This is a genomic window from Marinicella marina (assembly GCF_030065545.1).
Taxonomy (GTDB): Bacteria; Pseudomonadota; Gammaproteobacteria; order Xanthomonadales; family Marinicellaceae; genus Marinicella; species Marinicella marina.
The window spans coordinates 26,519-42,376 of record NZ_JASJNC010000012.1; the positions used below are offsets into that span (position 1 = coordinate 26,519).

A 15,858-nucleotide genomic window follows, 5' to 3' on the forward strand; every position below is an offset into this window, starting at 1 on the left:
TCAGACAACCGTTATTCAGCGTCTTCATTGTCTTGAGTTTCAGCGGCTGCATTCCAAGCTTCCAACTCTCTGGCTCGTTTGGCTTCTAATTCCAACTCTTCCAGTACTTCATCATTAATTTCACCGTCTGCAATTTCACGCAGCGCCAGCACTGTTGGTTTGTCGTTTTCTTCTTCAACCATGGGCTCTTGTCCATTGGCAATCAAACGGGCTCTTTTGGCCGCCATCAAAACCAAATCAAATCTATTGGGTACTTTTTCTAGGCAGTCTTCAACTGTTACTCGTGCCATAATATTTCCATCAAATTTTAGCTAATCGCGCATTGTAATCAAATTATGCTTTTTTTTCAAAGCCTAATTAGCCTTATTGTCGACGACCAATACCACCATCAGCAGCAATTTCTCTGCGCCTTTCTCGCTCAGTGATCAATGGTTCATAAGCTGTAATCAACGCATTGATTTCAGCCGACTGATAGTAGTCTAAGTCATCGTCTTTTTTAAGATTACGCAGAATTCGTACTGCACGGTAATTGCGGCCCATTAAATGTTCACGGCGAGCCATGGCTTCACCAGCTTGTACTGGCTTCAAAGCGTTGTAATAAGCAATTGACAACAAATCATAATAGTGGGGGTTTTCGGGTTGTAACTGCACCAACTTGCGAATGGTTTGTATGGCAGCATCCACCCATTTAAGGTCTGTGGCACGCATCATGATCTTGGCGGTGGTCTCTAATACCACCTCATTATCAGGATACAGCTTCAAAGCAGCATCAATCAATCGCTCAGCTTCAACTTTATTCATTCTGGCCATGACTTCAATTTTCAACATATCAATCACGTACTTGACACTGGCTTCAGGGGTAATTCGCTGCAAGACATTCCAGGCCTGTTCAAATTGGTTGTTGCGATAATAGACCAATGCCTGGCCATACAATAATGCGTTGGTATTACCAGCATTTGACGAAAGGGTTCCTCGATAATAGGCGCTCAAATCAGTAAACTCATCGGCAGTTAAAACCCTGACGCGTTCTTTAACATAATCATACAACTCTGATTCACTGACCGGCTTCGGAGTGAAAGCTTTGATGCGGTTTTTGGCCTCTGTCACGCGATTGACTGAAAGCGGATGGGTGCGCAAGTATTCGGGGATTTGATAACGTGGATCAATTCGGTGCTTTTGCATCAACTTGGCGAAAAATGTGGCCATACCCTCTGGGTTCAAACCAGCCGCATACAAAGTATTGATACCCACGCGATCCGCTTCATACTCGTGGTACCGGGTAAAATTAATAGCTAATTGTTGTTGAATCGCTGACATACTCGCTGCAATTGCTATTGGCGCATCACCACTGCTTGATGATTGTGCTGCCGCAATGGCTGCCAACATGCCCAGTAAAATGGGTGCTGTGGCCTTTTGTTGTTTGGCCATCATGCGCGAAATGTGCCTTTGATTGACATGAGCAATTTCATGCGCCAGTACGCCGGCCAACTCGCTTTCAGTATCAGTTTCCAAAAACAAACCTGAATAAACCACTATCAAACCTCCCGGGTAAGCAGCGGCATTGATGATGTTGGCTGGAATCATAAAAAAATCAAAAGGCTGATCAGGCTTATTTGAAAATGCCGCAAGCTGATAGCCCAAATGATAAGTGTATGAAGCCACAATGGGGTCGGTCATCATGAAGTTGTATTGGTACATTTGTTGCTTGATATCTTGGCGATAACGTTGTTCGTCATCTGCCGAAAGCACTTTATCAGCTGGATTGCCCAAATCGGGCAGCTTAAATTCTGCCAGTACCAATGAATGGCTTGAACACAGTAAGCAAATTGTGAGTAAAAATTTCATCTTCATATTGTAAGTATAAGACCATTAAAACGGCGTAAAATTCAAAGCAAAGCTGAGGCTGTCTCATTAAATAGTGAACAACAAGACATTTTAACCACCTATTGGTTAAAATATCACCATGAAATTTAACCTCATCATCAATGCTGACAGTGATTGGCAAGACAGTTGTAACGAAGCCTTGAAACTGTGTCAGTCCATTATCACCAATCACCAACTTGACATGGTGTTTTTCTTTGGTCATGCTGTAAACATCATCAATGTCAGTGAAGTGCTCAAACAATGGCAACAATGGCAACAATCATCCGGTGTTAGTTTGTGTTTGTGCAGCGCCATGGTTGAGTTGCACACCAATTTAAAACCAAATCAACAGGTTGAGGGATTTAAAGTCGTGGGATTAGCCAGTTGGGTCAACGCCATGGAACAGGCCGACAAAGTGGTAGAGATCAACTGATGCAATCGTTATTTATCATCAACGAAAAAATGAATACAACCCAAGTTGAACAGAGTTACTTGTTAATCCTTGCGATGCTGAATTTTGAACATTCAGTTGATGTGGTTTTCAGTGGCGCAGGCTGTGAAAACTTAATTAACTCAAACGCTCAATTGAAAAAATGGACCGCATTGAAATTGTATGGTGTTAATGATTTTTATCACCTGACAGCTGACTCTGGCATCACCGCTTTAGATACTACAGCATTGAGTACAGCGGATTTTGAAAACATGAAAAATCAGGCGGCTTTTTTGTCATGAAAACTTTACACATGTACCGGTGGCGCAACACTCAGACAATACAAGCCAACAAACGCCTAATTGGCCCCAAAGATACTTTATTAATTTATGGCCCACTCAACGACGATGACCTGGATCGAATACAACTTGAGCTGGCACAGCTAAATAACCCGTGCTATGTTGTAAAAAATGAAAAAGGACCTCATATAGATGAATATTTAGTTAACGAGAACAAGTGGCTTGAATTAATCCTCGAGCACAACAACACCCTGACATGGAAGTAAAAACAGCCAATTTAACCATCAAAACCGACGCACACGGACACTTGACTGATCGATCAGATTGGAACCGTGAAGTTGCCCAAGTGCTGGCGGCAAACGACGGTATTGAGCTGACACCGCAACACTGGCAATTGATTGAGACCGTACAAAACATCTATGACGCCACTGGCGATACCCCACCCATGCGATTATTGATTAAACTTTTACGCCAAAAATTAGATCCTGAAATTGACTCCAGGTACCTCTACCGCCTTTATCCAGATGGTCCTGTCAGGTTTGCCAGTAAACATGCTGGCCTACCAAAACCCAAACATTGTATGTGAGAAAATAAATGAACAAAGAAAATGAAATTATCCTTTACAGCACCCTGATTTGCCCTTATTGCAATGCAGCCAAACAGCTACTGAAAAGTAAAAATTTGAATTACAACGAAATCAGAATTGACCAAAACCCAACCGAAAGACAATCAATGATTGAACGCTCTGGAAGAACCAGCGTGCCACAAATATTCATCAATGGCCATCACGTGGGTGGTTTTGATGACCTGAATGCGGCCAGCCGCTCAGGTGAATTAGATCAACTGTTGCTCTGATACTGTTGTACGGCTCATTCAGCAGTCTGCTCTTGCTCGGGGTTTTTGATTGATTTTGGCCAAGATTCTATGATGGCGTTAACTAATGTAGCCAAAGGAATGGCAAAGAACACACCCCAGAAACCCCACACACCACCAAAAAACAATACCGCGACAATGATCGCTACGGGGTGTAAATTATTGACCTCAGAGAACAACCATGGCACCAAAACATTACCATCAAGCATTTGAATCACACCATATGAAATCATCACGTAAGCAAATGGCGCGGTCCACCCAAACTGGAAAAAAGCAACCAACGCAATTGGCACAGTCACAGCCACTGCACCAATAAAAGGTACCAACACTGAAAAACCCGTTAATGTTGCTAACAAAATGGCATATTCCAGGTCAAAAAACACAAAGACAATATAACTGATTAACCCCACCAACAAAATCTCAAAGGCCTTACCTCGAACATAGTTACCAATTTGGATGTCAACTTGGTTCCAAACAGACAAAGTCAGTTTGGAATCTTTAGGGATAAATTGACGCAACCACGCCACAATAACTGCTTTGTCTTTAAGTAAGAAAAAAACCAATATGGGCATAACCACCAAAAAAACCGCAATAGAGAACGCACTGAAAACAGAAGAAACTGTTCTGCCCAAAATGGTTTGACCCCACTGCGTCATTTCATTGGTGATTCCCGCAATCACTGATTGGACTTGTTCAGGCTCAATCATGCTGGGGTATTTTTCAGGCAAAGTCCTAAGAAAATCCAACCCGGTCGACAAATAAGCAGGCAACGCTTGTGCCAGCTGACTGACCTGGCTGGTTAACTTTGGTACCAACCAAATAATCAATACCATCATCAACGCCAAGAATACCAAGAATACCAAACCAACGGCCAAAACCCGCGGCACATTCATTTTTTCTAGTCGCAGAATGACACTTTCCAACAGGTAGGCCACCACAATACTGGTTAAAAATGGCGCCAAAGGCCTGCCAAAATAAATGATGAAAACAAAACCGAACAGCAGTGCCGAGATCAAAATAACTATTTGCGGGTCGGAAAAATTCCGCTTGAACCAACTGGAAATAACATTCATGAATTTATTATATGCGCCTGGACGCTACATGCCTAATAAAATTAATTGCTCAGTAGAGGCTAAAAGAGACGTTCGTTTAGAAAGTGTAAAGCCATGACAAAACGGCTTCTTTGTGATTGCCTTGTAATTCAGTATTTACACGGCCAAAATCTGTTCTGCCAAAATTCAGAGGCATGGGTGCGTAACTGGCATATAAATCAAGTTCACCACCAAATAGGGGTGTTGTCAGACCCAATCGGACGCTATACGAGGCTGAAATGGCATCTAAAATTGTGGTCAGATCAGCTTCGGTTGCTGGTGGTTGTTGACGGCCAGAATATTCTAGGTTCAAAATCGCACCGTTGTTGAATTGGTGATTAAGGTTAACAGCGAAAATGGTGTGGTCATCCCAATTAAAATCAGGACTTTCCAAGTCGTTCAAAAACGTCAAGAAAATATCAGGGAATGAGCGGCTGACAAAAGCATTGATGTCGCTGTAGTAGCTGTGCGTGGCTTTTAAGGTCAAGGCATTTTTACTGGTGATATCAAAACCCAGTGCAACTTTAATTTGCTCAGGTATATCAAAATCAGCCGGGTCGGCTTGTACGCCCAGTAATCGACTGAAACCATCCATGTCAATTTTTGATTGGTACTCGGCATCTACAGTGACTCGATCAAAAAAACGTTGTGACAAACCTAAATTAAGTCCCAGACCATTGCTGGTTTCGGTGTAACTGACTGAATACAAGTCCAATTGATCAAATCCGTTGATTTCAGAGGCCAAAAAGTTGATGTCAGAATAGTTTTGTTGAGCAAACACCACAGCCAAGCTGACTTCTGAGTCGTCATTCACACGATAAGCAAAACCAGGTGCAAAAATACTGCGAGAGAATGAATCGTTGTCCCTGATGAGGAACTGATCAAATTGAAAGACCGACTCTTGAAAACTGACCGGCTGTAAAAAGGATTGGTCATAATCAAAGGTGAAAAAATATGACTTGCCATCAGTTAACTGGCTGATTTCATTGAAGCGCTTGGCATTGAAATACATTTTCGCGCCTTCTAAACTCAGTGATGCAGCCACATGGTTGGTATTATTCAAATTCAAATCTGAGTAAAAGTTAGGCAGAATCTTCTGCGCAATGCTGTTGCGCCAATGGCCCAAATCCATTTTGCTGTCAATCCGCTTGTAACCAGAATAGATAGATACCGGCGCTGCCCCTGAATCTGCAGCCGCTAAATTGAACCACGACAAATCGCCCGCTTCAGCTGGCGCTGTAGCTAGTACCTGTAAGAACATTGTGGTAACAATGAATTGGTTGAGTTTTCGTAACATTAATATATTATTTCGCCTGAAATTGAATGATGTCAAAAAAACAACAAAATGTCAATTTTTCTCAGCCGAAATGACTGAAATTACCACCAAAATTATGAAATTTGTTGCAAAAACACAACATCACTCCATATCTCGACCAATTTCCAGCCTGTTCAACCTGTCCAATCAAGCCAATCTCGATATCACTGCATCAGTGAATTCAGCGGTTTTTGCCGAGCCACCCAAGTCACCGGTCAAACGGTCTTTGGCCAACAAAGTTGTTCTGATAGCCATCCTGATGTCGTTGGCTTGTTGCACATGACCCAAATGCTCTAACATCATGGCAGCTGCCAACATCAATGCCGTTGGATTGGCGATTTTCTTTCCAGCAATGTCCGGCGCTGAACCATGCACGGCCTCAAACATGGCCACTTCTTTACCAATGTTAGCGCCTGGCGCCATGCCCAGGCCACCGACCAAGCCAGCACACAAATCTGAAATGATGTCACCAAATAAATTGGTGGTTACTATCACATCAAATTGGCTCGGATTCATCACCAGTTGCATGCAAGTGTTATCAACAATCAGTGTGTTGAACTCAATTTCCGGATAGTCCTTAGCCACTTCCTCGGCCACCTCCAAAAATAAGCCGGAAGTGGTCTTCATGATATTGGCCTTATGCACTGCAGTGATTTTCTTACGTCCTGCCCGCTTAGCTATTTCAAATGCATAACGTACAATATTCAAAGACGCTTCCCGTGTCACCACAATTTTAGATTCAGCCACTGTGTGGTCTTCATTAATGGTTTGCCCATCACTTAAATAGGCACCCTCAGTGTTCTCCCTGATGGTCATGATATCGATGTCATGATAACGCGCTTTGGTGCCTTCGAATGTCACCACTGGCCGAACGTTGGCATACAAATCAAAGTGCCTTCTCATCGCCACGTTGATCGAACTGAAACCTTTGCCAACTGGTGTGGTCAATGGACCCTTCAAACAAATTTTATTGGCGGCTATGGCATCCAAGGTATCAGCTGGAAGCAGTTCACCTGTTGCATCCAATGCAGCCAAACCAGCTGCTTTGAATTCGTAATCAAAATCTAACTTCAAGTGCTCCAAAACCCTGATTGTGGCATCCATGATTTCTGGCCCAATGCCATCGCCTTTGATGATTGTGATTTTTTGCGTCATTGTTATTCCTTTTTAAATATTTTTATATTGTTTTTATAATTTGCCGAAGACCCACAGCATACTTAACAGGTTTTGACCTGCACACTGGCATCAGACAGTATCTGGTGGCCGCAGCCGATGGACAATTATAGCTGAATTACTGATTAATTTCTTTGACTTGTGTCAACACTTCCTTGGCGTGTTCTGGAACCTTTACCTTCCTCCATTCATGTAACACCTTACCATCACCATCAAGAATGAATGTGCTGCGCTCAATGCCCATGAACTTTTTACCATACATGTTTTTTTCAACGATGACAGCAAATGCCTGGCACAAAACCTCCTCGACATCAGCCACCAGTTCAAACGGCATATCATATTTCTTTTTGAAGTTTTGTTGCTTTTTCAAGCTGTCTGCGGAAACCCCAATCACCTCACAACCAAGTGTTTGAAATTGTTCATAAAGCTCGGAAAAATCCTTACTTTCATTGGTACATCCCGGGGTGTTTGCTCGGGGATAAAAATACAACACAGCATTCTTTTTTACTCGCTGCGCCATACTTGATTGATTGCCGTCAGTGAAACTCAAAGCTTGCTGCCACACTTTATTATCGATTTTAACCATTGTTTAATACACCCATCTTAAAAAAAGCATATAATTATGCGCTTTTGAATTTAAGATACAAGGTTAAATGGGACAAATAAAAGCCAAAAATTTATCTGGCAGCATGGTCGCCCTGGTGACACCCATGAGTCCTGATGGTCAAATCAACTTTGACCAATGGCAACAACTCATCAAAATGCACCTCAAAGCTGGCACTGATGGCATCATTGTTGGCGGCACCACAGGTGAATCGGCCCTACTGACAACGACTGAAATGCATGCATTGATTGAATCGGCAGTATCATTATGCCAAGGGCACGACACCTTGGTTATTGTGGGTACTGGCACCATCGATCCAAACAAAGTCAAACAGGCTAACAAGCAAGCTGCCAACCTCGGCGCTGATGCCGCATTAGTTGTTACACCTTATTATCTGCTGTTATCACAACAGGCCCTTTACAACCACTTTAAAGCCATAGCCGACGACGCACCACTGCCCATCATTTTATATAATGTACCTAACCGCACCGGCATTGATATCAGCAGTGAGACCACTGCCAAACTGGCTAAACTGGATGCCATCATTGGTATCAAAGAAGCCAAGTCAGATATGACTCGCATAGAAAAGCTGCTTAAAAACAAAGATTTCAGTGTCCTTTCGGGTGATGATCACAGTTTTGTGGCCGCCATGACCAAGGGTGCACACGGTGTCATCAGCGTGGCGGCAAATGTCATACCAAAAACCATCAAGGAACTGTGTACACTGGTACAATTAGGCAACATCAACAACGCTGAGAAGATGAACGATGAAATCAAACCCCTGTGTGATTTTTTGTTTCATGAACCCAATCCATGTCCATTGAAATCCATCATGCACGCAGCAGAGCTGATAGACTCAGGAATCCGCGCACCCTTGGTGTTGACAGAGATCAAACCCAACGAATTAAAAAGACAACTCAAAACCATTGAAACGGAGTTAAACACTTTATGAAGTCATTGACTAATATAATATTGCTATTTACCTTGTGTGTCACACTGACCAGTTGCAAACGCATAGTCAAGGAAGAAGCCTACTTACAAGCCAAACCAGCACCAGAACTACAACCGGTTGAATCTCGAGACTTACCGCGCACCACCAATGCCTTAAAAATACCCGAAGTTAAGGTGGCCGGTGATGATGCAGCACCGGACTCAAAACCACCTGAAATGAGCTTTGCTAAACGCCGCAGCAGCGATGAGAATGTGGTGATTATTGAAAGCGGCGGCATGCCAACCATCGAAATATTCAATGAACAAGATGCTTGGGAGCTCATCCTGGGTGACCACGGTTATAACTGGCAGTTATTGGATGAGGACCCAGATAACTGTCAAGCCACTTTCATGTTTTATGACCCCATCACAGAAGAAGTCAACCAAGGATTTTTCAGTAAGATATTTCAAATCAACAGCAGTTATATCGACAGATCCGGAGAGTACGTGCTGACTTGTTTGAAATTACCTCAAAAGCAACAAATATGGATTCAAACAGTGGACTTTGAAGCCCCTTCGTCCTATGTGGTGGATGATTTATTCAATCACATCTTTGAGGCAGCCACCGCCGATAAAGAGTGAAGGACGGCTAACAAAAGTAAAAAAAGCGCCTATTTGGCGCTTTTTTTATTTGCACTTTAAAAGTGATGATTGTCTGACTTTAATCTCCAGTTTCTAACAAATGCGCCTTGTCTTTAACCTGCGCCCAATCATCGGCATCTTCAGGCGCTTCAATCATGGCAGTAATAACTGGCCATTTCTCTGACAGTTGCTGATTGATTTCAATGAACTTCTCTTGACCTGCTGGCAAGTCATCCTCAGGGTAAATGGCTTCAATCGGGCATTCGGGTTCACACAAGGTGCAATCGATACATTCTTCTGGATCTATCACCAAAAAATTAGGCCCCTCATGAAAACAGTCCACTGGACAGACTTCTACACAATCAGTGTACTTACACTTGATACAGGCTTCAGTTACCACAAAAGTCATTCAATTGCTCCTCGATTTGATATAATGCCAAATTATACAACAAGCCGTTAAATCGCAGTCAAGAAACTTGCTAAACCAGAACCCAATAACATACCAAAAATCTGAACACAGATTACCCGTTGCTGAAATCAGCCCTGCCACCAAGAAAATCATCAGTAAGCTGGTCGAGAATGGCTTTGAGGCCTATCTGGTCGGTGGTGCCATACGTGACTTGCTGTTGGGCTTACATCCCAAAGATTTTGACATAGCCACCGATGCCACACCAGAGGACATCAAACACATTTTCAAAGGCAAGTGTCGGATTATCGGCCGACGCTTCAGGCTGGCGCACGTCTACATGGGTAACAGCATATACGAAGTGGCTACTTTTCGTGGTAGCGATCCTGGCGATCGGGTGATGAAAAAAGGCCAAATCATTCGAGACAATGTTTTTGGCACAGTCGATCAAGACGCCATCAGACGAGATTTTACCTGCAATGCACTCTATTTTGACTTACAAGAAGAAACCATTCTGGATTTTGCTGCCGGTGTTCATGATTTAAAAAAAGGCGAGTTGAAACTTATAGGCAACCCAAACCAAAGATTCATAGAAGACCCAGTGAGGATGCTACGTGCGGTACGTTTCCACGCCAAATTAGGACTGGCCTTGTCAGCTGAATTAAGGCAACAAATCATCAACAATCGTTTACACCTGACCAACGTACCTACCGCCAGGTTGTTTGACGAAACAGTCAAAATGTTTCATTGTGGCAATATGGAGATCGCCTACAAGGAATTGATGGAGCTGAGGCTTTTTGAAATTTTATTCCCCGTGGCAGCAAAAATCATTCCTCAGCAACAACAATGGCATAACCTTTTACTCGAAGCTTTCAGTAACACCGACCACAGGCTACAAAACGGCTTGTCCGTCACCCCAGTATTTCTGACTGCCTGTGTTTTGTGGTTAGAGTTCATACCGCTGTACCATGAGGTGCTGAACAGTGGCAAAAATTCCCATGATGCGCTACATGAAGCCACCACCCAAGTCATGATCAATCAACGAGAATTTTTAATGATACCCAAAGCCATTCAAAATGGCGTTCGCCAAATGTGGATGTTACAAATCAGGTTCAAAAAAATGTTTGGCAAGGGCGTTTACAGTACCTTGCATCACCCTCGCTTTCGTGCCGCTTATGACTTCCTGCTGTTACGCAATACCATAGACGAAAAACTCGATCAGCAGTCAGATTTCTGGACCAGTATTCAAAACATGTCACCTGAGGGCATCAAAAGTTTGATATTTGGTAAAAAGAACAAACGACAAAAAATCAACCAAGAACTCTGACTCCATGGCTGCAAGAGATGCCCAACACATCTGCTACTTGGCACTGGGCAGCAACCAAGGCGATAGCCAACGCAACTTCATCACTGCCTTGCGCCACATTGATCGATTAGCCAACACCAAAGTGCTGGCATCTGCTCCATGGTACCATTCAGAACCTTGGGGCGTAACCCAACAAGCGGCTTTCTTGAACACTGTTGTGGCGATTAAAACTAAACTCAAACCATTGGCTTTATTAAAAGCATTGAAAGTCATTGAATACCGCTTGATGAACCGCCAAGAAAACCACAAATGGCACAGTCGCAATATTGACATTGATATCATTTTATATGGTCAGCAAACCATCAATCGCGACAACCTCATCGTTCCGCATCAACACATGCTTGAACGCAGCTTTGTCATGGGGCCCATGCTGCATTTTATCGAAACCCTACCGCCAAAATGGCAATACAAAATTAATACAATCAACAAACAACAAAACTACCTAAAACAATTAACCCCCTGCAAAACGAGTATAAATCGCCTGTAAAGACTCAAAATGTTGTATTTTTGTTGCTTTTTTGCAACAAAATCATAAAAAGACTTCATTTTGTTGTTTTTTTTAAACAAAAAGACACATTGGTGTTGCTTTTAAACAAATGTTGTTGTAATATTGTTACCAGTTTTAGAGTAAATCATTCGAAAACTCCAAGACAAGCAGGGCACAAGTAAAATATCGTATTTAACCCATCCAATTTGGATGGGTTTTTTTTTGCCTATCAGCTACAATAATCCGTTTGTAGAATAACCAGCATTGATGCGCAACAATCCTATATGGCAAGATTTGGCGACACACGCCCAGAATCCACAACTCAAAGACTTGGGTTTTTTGTGGCAACAGGCCGATCGCCTCGAAAACTTGACGTTTGAGTCAGAAAATATCTTCCTTGATCTGTCTAAGAATTGGATTGATGATGATGTATTAAGCCAATTGTGTGAACTGGCTACCCATGCCAAATTAAAACCCGCCATTGAGAACTTGTTCAATGCGGCTGTGGTTAATACCACCGACCAACTGGCAGCCACACACACCACCCTGCGAGATCCACAACACCCTAATCACAAGAACAACACCGCATTGTTGTTTGATCTAGCTGATGCGGTGCATTCAGGTCAAATCAAAACCGCTTTCGGCAAACAAGTCAAACAATTGGTGAATATTGGCATTGGCGGCTCATACTTGGGGCCACGATTGGTGGTAGAGGCATTGACCGAGTTACAAAGCGAAAGTCAAATAACAGTTTATTTTGCAGCCAGTGTCGATGACTCTCTTATCAACCAGCTGTTTCAATCCATAGACATTGAGCACTGCTTGTTCTGTATCAGCTCTAAAAGCTTCTCAACGGTTGAAACCTTGATGAATGCAACAGCCATACAAAACAAACTTGAACAAATAGCCGGTTATCAACCGACCACAGCACAAAGTTCACTGATGGCCATAACCGCCAATCAATCGCGGGCCACCCAAGCCGGCATTCCTGAGCACATGGTTTTACCATTTGATGCATCTATAGGCGGTCGCTTTTCTCTGTGGTCAGCCATAGGCTTCCCCATAGTACTGGCTGCAGGTAAATCACAATTCCGTGAGTTGTTACATGGAGCGCATACCATGGATGAACACTTCAGGCACCAACCCTTTGAGCGCAATATACCAGTGCTGATGGCATTGATATCCATCTGGTACCGAAATTTCATTGGGCTCTCTGCCTACAGTTGCCTGCCTTATGATGCCCGACTGCGCAGTTTGCCCAAGTGGCTGCAACAGCTGATGATGGAAAGCACTGGTAAAATGCATAACGTGCAAGGTGATGTCATCAATTATCCAACCACCCCATGGGTCTTCGGCGATCATGGTCAGTTGTCACAACATGCCTTCTTTCAAGCCTTCCACCAAGGCGTGGATGCCCTGCCCTTGGATTTCATTGGTGTATTGGAGCATAATTCTCCGGCACAAGATTTTTTACTCTATAACATGATTGCCCAAGGTGCGGCGCTGATGCAAGGCAAGGAAGAAGACCACAGCATGAAAGGTTGTCCTGGCAACAAACCCAGCACCACTTTATTGTTAAAGGACCTTTCAGCTGAGTCTGTTGGACAACTGCTGGCTATGTATGAACACATGATATATACCCAGTCAGTTATCTGGAACATCAACTGTTTTGATCAACCAGGCGTTGAGTTGGGTAAGTCAATTGCTCGGGATATCCAAGAACATGTTGAAAATAACACTTTAAATGAGGTCGCACTAGACCCATCTACTATGGCACTGATCAAAAAAGTAACTGAATAAACCATGACCCAACTGACCGAACAAACTGACCCAATCACCCAACAGCTGTTTGATAAATCAATCGATTTCAAGTCCAGCAAGAAACGCATCGAATTTCGCTACCCAATCGGTGCATTTGAACAGGATTATCAAAAGCAATTGGCTGCCTTGATCGATACTGCTGACTTGAATATCAAACAAAACATCAGACAACACGCCGTCAAAGACAAAATCAAACCGATTAAAGGCATCAAAAACATCATCGCTGTGGCCTCTGGAAAAGGCGGTGTGGGTAAATCTACCATGAGCGTGATGCTAGCAAAATCACTGCAACAACTGGGTGCCAGTGTCGGCATACTGGATGCTGATATATACGGCCCCAGTATTCCTAAAATGTTGGGCGTCAGTCAAAAACCCGAATCCCCCGATCAAAAATCATTTTTGCCAGTGGATGCCGATGGCTTACAAACCATGTCTTTGGGCTACATCTTGGGAGAAAAGGATCCTGCCATTTGGCGCGGTGCAATGGTCACCAAAGCCTTGATGCAAATGATTGAAGACACCCGTTGGTCACAACTGGATTACTTGATCATGGATTTGCCACCAGGCACTGGTGACATCCAATTGACCATGATTCAAAAAATTCCGGTTACTGCGGCTGTACTGGTGACCACACCACAAGACATTGCCCTGCTGGATGCACAGAAAGCATTGGCCATGTTTCAGAAAGTAGACATTCCCGTGCTGGGCGTGATTGAAAACATGAGCACCTATATTTGTGAGAACTGTGGTCATGAAGCACACATATTTGGCCAAGATGGAGGGGCCAAAATGGCCGCAGAGTTTGATGTGCCGATGCTGGGACAAATGCCATTGAATATTGACATCAGAACAAACATGGACAGCGGTCACCCCTCGGCAGTCTGGCAGGCCAGTCATCCCTTGAATGAAAAAGCTTTGATGATTGCTTTACGCACCGGTCAAAATTTGGCCAAGTGCCCCATTAAATTCAGCTTAACCGACAGTCTTAAACTGCATAAAATTTAACCAACCCAATAAAACCAAACATTATGAGCATAAAATCAGATCACTGGATTCGTCGAATGGCACAAGAGCATGACATGATTTCGCCTTTTGAACCAAATCAAGTCAGGACCACCGGCCGCAACAACAAAATCATATCCTACGGTACCTCAAGTTACGGTTATGATGTGCGCTGTTCTGATGAATTCAAAATTTTCCATAACATCAACTCTTCAGTGGTTGACCCTAAGAAATTTGACCGCAAGAGTTTTGTTGATGTTAAATCTGATGTGTGCATCATACCGCCGAACTCCTTTTGTTTGGCTCGCACCGTTGAACACATTAAAATACCGCGCAACGTATTAACAATATGTCTTGGCAAATCAACATACGCCCGCTGTGGCATCATTGTTAATGTCACGCCACTGGAACCTGAATGGGAAGGCCACGTGACCTTAGAATTTTCTAACACCACACCGTTGCCGGCAAAAATTTATGCCAACGAAGGTGTCGCCCAATTTTTGTTCTTTGAATCAGATGAAGTATGTGATGTCTCATATAAAGATCGCGGCGGCAAATACCAAGGACAACAAGGTGTGACACTGCCCAAAGCCTGATAGAATGAAAATCAGTATCATCGGCAGTGGCTGGTTGGCCCAACCATTGGCAGGACAACTCATAAAAAATGGCCATGAAGTCATGATGACATCAACCCGTGCCGAAAAAGTTGCAAGATTAACCCAAAACGGCTTGGACATCAGGCACTACCAGCTGGGTGATGAGTTGTCAGCTGATGACCAATTATTGGATGTCGACCTACTGATCATCGCCATCACCAGTAAAGACATTGATGCCTATCAAAAGTTAATAAAACAAGTCAAGTCAGACCAGACTCAAGCCATCATATACATCAGCTCAACATCAGTTTACGCCAACAGCGATGAACCGCATGATGAAAATTCACCGCGCCTGAACTTTGATAACCCGCTGTTAGACATTGAGCAAGTCATCCAATCACACCCCCAAGCCACCATCATACGATTTGCTGGTTTGGTCGGTCCCAAAAGACACCCTGGGCGATTCTTTGCTGGTGGTAAAACCATCACAAACCCACAGGCCAGGGTCAACTTGATTCACCTCGATGACTGTTTGGGCATCATACTGGCCATCATCAACAACCAAGCCTGGGGTGAGGTATTCAATGGCTGTGCTGACAATCATCCGGCCAAGGGTGATTTCTATCCTGCGATGACGGCACAGTTAGGCGCTGAGCCACCACTTTTGGACAACAAAAAGGGGGAAACATCAGACAAAACCATTCTCAATCACAAAGTCAAAAACAGTTTGAACTACGTGTTACAGCAACCTGATGTTTTCAAATTCAGTTATTGATTCCGACACACAACTACATTGATTTGTTGTTAGTGTGCTTTTAACAAAGGATTGAACTGACCATCAGCTGATAACCAAAGGGCCAAAACAGCTTATAAACAGACCACTTTCTCTACTTCGAAGTTTTGTCAAAAATGAGGTCGAATGCGCAAGTAACTCAATTGATGCCTGCTATTGATTTAAAA

The 15,858-nt window shown here is 43.4% G+C and carries 20 protein-coding genes; 13 read left to right on the forward strand and 7 right to left on the reverse strand.

Annotation, left to right across the window (positions count from 1 at the left end):
- Positions 1 to 11: 11 nt before the first annotated feature.
- Positions 12 to 290, reverse strand: coding sequence for a DNA-directed RNA polymerase subunit omega (rpoZ, locus tag QNI24_RS15085; RefSeq protein ID WP_267177429.1), 279 nt, complete (start codon positions 288 to 290; stop codon positions 12 to 14).
- A 73-nt stretch (positions 291 to 363) separates the two neighbouring features.
- Positions 364 to 1,845, reverse strand: a complete 1,482-nt coding sequence (locus QNI24_RS15090; protein WP_267177430.1) for a M48 family metalloprotease — start codon at positions 1,843 to 1,845, stop codon at positions 364 to 366.
- Between the two features lie 118 nt (positions 1,846 to 1,963).
- Here QNI24_RS15090 and QNI24_RS15095 point away from each other — a divergent pair, with 118 nt between their 5' ends.
- Genes QNI24_RS15095 through grxC form a run of 5 tightly spaced genes read left to right on the forward strand, consistent with a single transcriptional unit; the run spans position 1,964 to position 3,447 of the window.
- Positions 1,964 to 2,296 (forward strand): DsrE family protein, encoded by a 333-nt coding sequence (locus tag QNI24_RS15095; RefSeq protein ID WP_267177431.1) that lies wholly within the window; start codon positions 1,964 to 1,966, stop codon positions 2,294 to 2,296.
- Positions 2,296 to 2,595 (forward strand): hypothetical protein, encoded by a 300-nt coding sequence (locus QNI24_RS15100; protein WP_267177432.1) that lies wholly within the window; start codon positions 2,296 to 2,298, stop codon positions 2,593 to 2,595. The genes QNI24_RS15095 and QNI24_RS15100 overlap by 1 nt, the downstream gene beginning before the upstream one ends.
- Positions 2,592 to 2,858, forward strand: coding sequence for a hypothetical protein (locus tag QNI24_RS15105; RefSeq protein WP_267177433.1), 267 nt, complete (start codon positions 2,592 to 2,594; stop codon positions 2,856 to 2,858). The genes QNI24_RS15100 and QNI24_RS15105 overlap by 4 nt, the downstream gene beginning before the upstream one ends.
- Positions 2,849 to 3,178: a TusE/DsrC/DsvC family sulfur relay protein gene (locus QNI24_RS15110; protein ID WP_267177434.1), complete on the forward strand. Its 330-nt coding sequence runs from the start codon at positions 2,849 to 2,851 to the stop codon at positions 3,176 to 3,178. Before QNI24_RS15105 ends, QNI24_RS15110 begins: the two co-directional genes overlap by 10 nt.
- A gap of 8 nt (positions 3,179 to 3,186) precedes the next feature.
- Complete coding sequence (gene grxC / locus QNI24_RS15115; RefSeq protein ID WP_267177435.1) at positions 3,187 to 3,447, forward strand: glutaredoxin 3; 261 nt, start codon at positions 3,187 to 3,189, stop codon at positions 3,445 to 3,447.
- A gap of 14 nt (positions 3,448 to 3,461) precedes the next feature.
- Here grxC and QNI24_RS15120 read toward each other — a convergent pair whose 3' ends face one another.
- The 4 genes from QNI24_RS15120 to QNI24_RS15135 all read right to left on the reverse strand — a co-directional run bounded on the left by QNI24_RS15120 (position 3,462) and on the right by QNI24_RS15135 (position 7,630).
- Positions 3,462 to 4,538 (reverse strand): AI-2E family transporter, encoded by a 1,077-nt coding sequence (locus QNI24_RS15120; RefSeq protein ID WP_267177436.1) that lies wholly within the window; start codon positions 4,536 to 4,538, stop codon positions 3,462 to 3,464.
- 76 nt (positions 4,539 to 4,614) lie between these two features.
- On the reverse strand, positions 4,615 to 5,853 hold the full coding sequence (locus QNI24_RS15125; RefSeq protein WP_267177437.1) for a porin family protein: 1,239 nt from the start codon (positions 5,851 to 5,853) through the stop codon (positions 4,615 to 4,617).
- Positions 5,854 to 6,018: 165 nt separating this feature from the next.
- Positions 6,019 to 7,026 carry an isocitrate dehydrogenase gene (locus tag QNI24_RS15130; protein ID WP_267177438.1) on the reverse strand — a complete coding sequence of 336 codons (1,008 nt, stop codon included), beginning with the start codon at positions 7,024 to 7,026 and terminating at the stop codon, positions 6,019 to 6,021.
- 136 nt (positions 7,027 to 7,162) lie between these two features.
- Positions 7,163 to 7,630 (reverse strand): peroxiredoxin, encoded by a 468-nt coding sequence (locus tag QNI24_RS15135; protein ID WP_267177439.1) that lies wholly within the window; start codon positions 7,628 to 7,630, stop codon positions 7,163 to 7,165.
- 67 nt (positions 7,631 to 7,697) lie between these two features.
- On the opposite strand from QNI24_RS15135, the gene dapA reads away from it, so the two are divergent.
- Entirely contained in the window at positions 7,698 to 8,600 is a 903-nt protein-coding gene (gene dapA, locus QNI24_RS15140; protein WP_267177440.1) for a 4-hydroxy-tetrahydrodipicolinate synthase, read from the forward strand.
- Positions 8,597 to 9,220, forward strand: coding sequence for a hypothetical protein (locus QNI24_RS15145; protein WP_267177441.1), 624 nt, complete (start codon positions 8,597 to 8,599; stop codon positions 9,218 to 9,220). Before dapA ends, QNI24_RS15145 begins: the two co-directional genes overlap by 4 nt.
- A gap of 79 nt (positions 9,221 to 9,299) precedes the next feature.
- On the opposite strand, the gene fdxA is transcribed toward QNI24_RS15145, so the two are convergent.
- Positions 9,300 to 9,629 (reverse strand): ferredoxin FdxA, encoded by a 330-nt coding sequence (fdxA, locus tag QNI24_RS15150; protein WP_267177442.1) that lies wholly within the window; start codon positions 9,627 to 9,629, stop codon positions 9,300 to 9,302.
- A 67-nt stretch (positions 9,630 to 9,696) separates the two neighbouring features.
- Here fdxA and pcnB point away from each other — a divergent pair, with 67 nt between their 5' ends.
- The 6 genes from pcnB to QNI24_RS15180 all read left to right on the forward strand — a co-directional run bounded on the left by pcnB (position 9,697) and on the right by QNI24_RS15180 (position 15,673).
- Positions 9,697 to 10,953 (forward strand): polynucleotide adenylyltransferase PcnB, encoded by a 1,257-nt coding sequence (gene pcnB, locus QNI24_RS15155; RefSeq protein WP_267177443.1) that lies wholly within the window; start codon positions 9,697 to 9,699, stop codon positions 10,951 to 10,953.
- A gap of 4 nt (positions 10,954 to 10,957) precedes the next feature.
- The gene (gene folK / locus QNI24_RS15160; RefSeq protein ID WP_267177444.1) at positions 10,958 to 11,479 is read left to right on the forward strand and encodes a 2-amino-4-hydroxy-6-hydroxymethyldihydropteridine diphosphokinase; all 522 of its coding nucleotides are present in this window, start codon (positions 10,958 to 10,960) and stop codon (positions 11,477 to 11,479) included.
- A gap of 267 nt (positions 11,480 to 11,746) precedes the next feature.
- The gene (gene pgi / locus QNI24_RS15165; RefSeq protein ID WP_267177445.1) at positions 11,747 to 13,279 is read left to right on the forward strand and encodes a glucose-6-phosphate isomerase; all 1,533 of its coding nucleotides are present in this window, start codon (positions 11,747 to 11,749) and stop codon (positions 13,277 to 13,279) included.
- Between the two features lie 3 nt (positions 13,280 to 13,282).
- Complete coding sequence (gene apbC / locus QNI24_RS15170; protein ID WP_267177446.1) at positions 13,283 to 14,305, forward strand: iron-sulfur cluster carrier protein ApbC; 1,023 nt, start codon at positions 13,283 to 13,285, stop codon at positions 14,303 to 14,305.
- Positions 14,306 to 14,328: 23 nt separating this feature from the next.
- Complete coding sequence (dcd, locus tag QNI24_RS15175) at positions 14,329 to 14,898, forward strand: dCTP deaminase (RefSeq protein WP_267177447.1); 570 nt, start codon at positions 14,329 to 14,331, stop codon at positions 14,896 to 14,898.
- A gap of 4 nt (positions 14,899 to 14,902) precedes the next feature.
- Positions 14,903 to 15,673: an NAD(P)H-binding protein gene (locus QNI24_RS15180; RefSeq protein ID WP_267177448.1), complete on the forward strand. Its 771-nt coding sequence runs from the start codon at positions 14,903 to 14,905 to the stop codon at positions 15,671 to 15,673.
- Positions 15,674 to 15,858: the final 185 nt, after the last annotated feature.

Coding starts and splice junctions, on each gene's coding strand:
- dapA (WP_267177440.1), top strand. CDS start 7,698: ATGGGACAAATAAAAGCCAAAAATTTATCTGGCAGCATGGTCGCCCTG.
- apbC (WP_267177446.1), top strand. CDS start 13,283: ATGACCCAACTGACCGAACAAACTGACCCAATCACCCAACAGCTGTTT.
- grxC (WP_267177435.1), top strand. CDS start 3,187: ATGAACAAAGAAAATGAAATTATCCTTTACAGCACCCTGATTTGCCCT.
- QNI24_RS15100 (WP_267177432.1), top strand. CDS start 2,296: ATGCAATCGTTATTTATCATCAACGAAAAAATGAATACAACCCAAGTT.
- QNI24_RS15180 (WP_267177448.1), top strand. CDS start 14,903: ATGAAAATCAGTATCATCGGCAGTGGCTGGTTGGCCCAACCATTGGCA.
- pgi (WP_267177445.1), top strand. CDS start 11,747: ATGCGCAACAATCCTATATGGCAAGATTTGGCGACACACGCCCAGAAT.
- folK (WP_267177444.1), top strand. CDS start 10,958: ATGGCTGCAAGAGATGCCCAACACATCTGCTACTTGGCACTGGGCAGC.
- QNI24_RS15120 (WP_267177436.1), bottom strand. CDS start 4,538: ATGAATGTTATTTCCAGTTGGTTCAAGCGGAATTTTTCCGACCCGCAA.
- QNI24_RS15090 (WP_267177430.1), bottom strand. CDS start 1,845: ATGAAATTTTTACTCACAATTTGCTTACTGTGTTCAAGCCATTCATTG.
- QNI24_RS15095 (WP_267177431.1), top strand. CDS start 1,964: ATGAAATTTAACCTCATCATCAATGCTGACAGTGATTGGCAAGACAGT.
- fdxA (WP_267177442.1), bottom strand. CDS start 9,629: ATGACTTTTGTGGTAACTGAAGCCTGTATCAAGTGTAAGTACACTGAT.
- rpoZ (WP_267177429.1), bottom strand. CDS start 290: ATGGCACGAGTAACAGTTGAAGACTGCCTAGAAAAAGTACCCAATAGA.
- QNI24_RS15130 (WP_267177438.1), bottom strand. CDS start 7,026: ATGACGCAAAAAATCACAATCATCAAAGGCGATGGCATTGGGCCAGAA.
- QNI24_RS15135 (WP_267177439.1), bottom strand. CDS start 7,630: ATGGTTAAAATCGATAATAAAGTGTGGCAGCAAGCTTTGAGTTTCACT.
- dcd (WP_267177447.1), top strand. CDS start 14,329: ATGAGCATAAAATCAGATCACTGGATTCGTCGAATGGCACAAGAGCAT.
- QNI24_RS15110 (WP_267177434.1), top strand. CDS start 2,849: ATGGAAGTAAAAACAGCCAATTTAACCATCAAAACCGACGCACACGGA.
- QNI24_RS15145 (WP_267177441.1), top strand. CDS start 8,597: ATGAAGTCATTGACTAATATAATATTGCTATTTACCTTGTGTGTCACA.
- QNI24_RS15105 (WP_267177433.1), top strand. CDS start 2,592: ATGAAAACTTTACACATGTACCGGTGGCGCAACACTCAGACAATACAA.
- QNI24_RS15125 (WP_267177437.1), bottom strand. CDS start 5,853: ATGTTACGAAAACTCAACCAATTCATTGTTACCACAATGTTCTTACAG.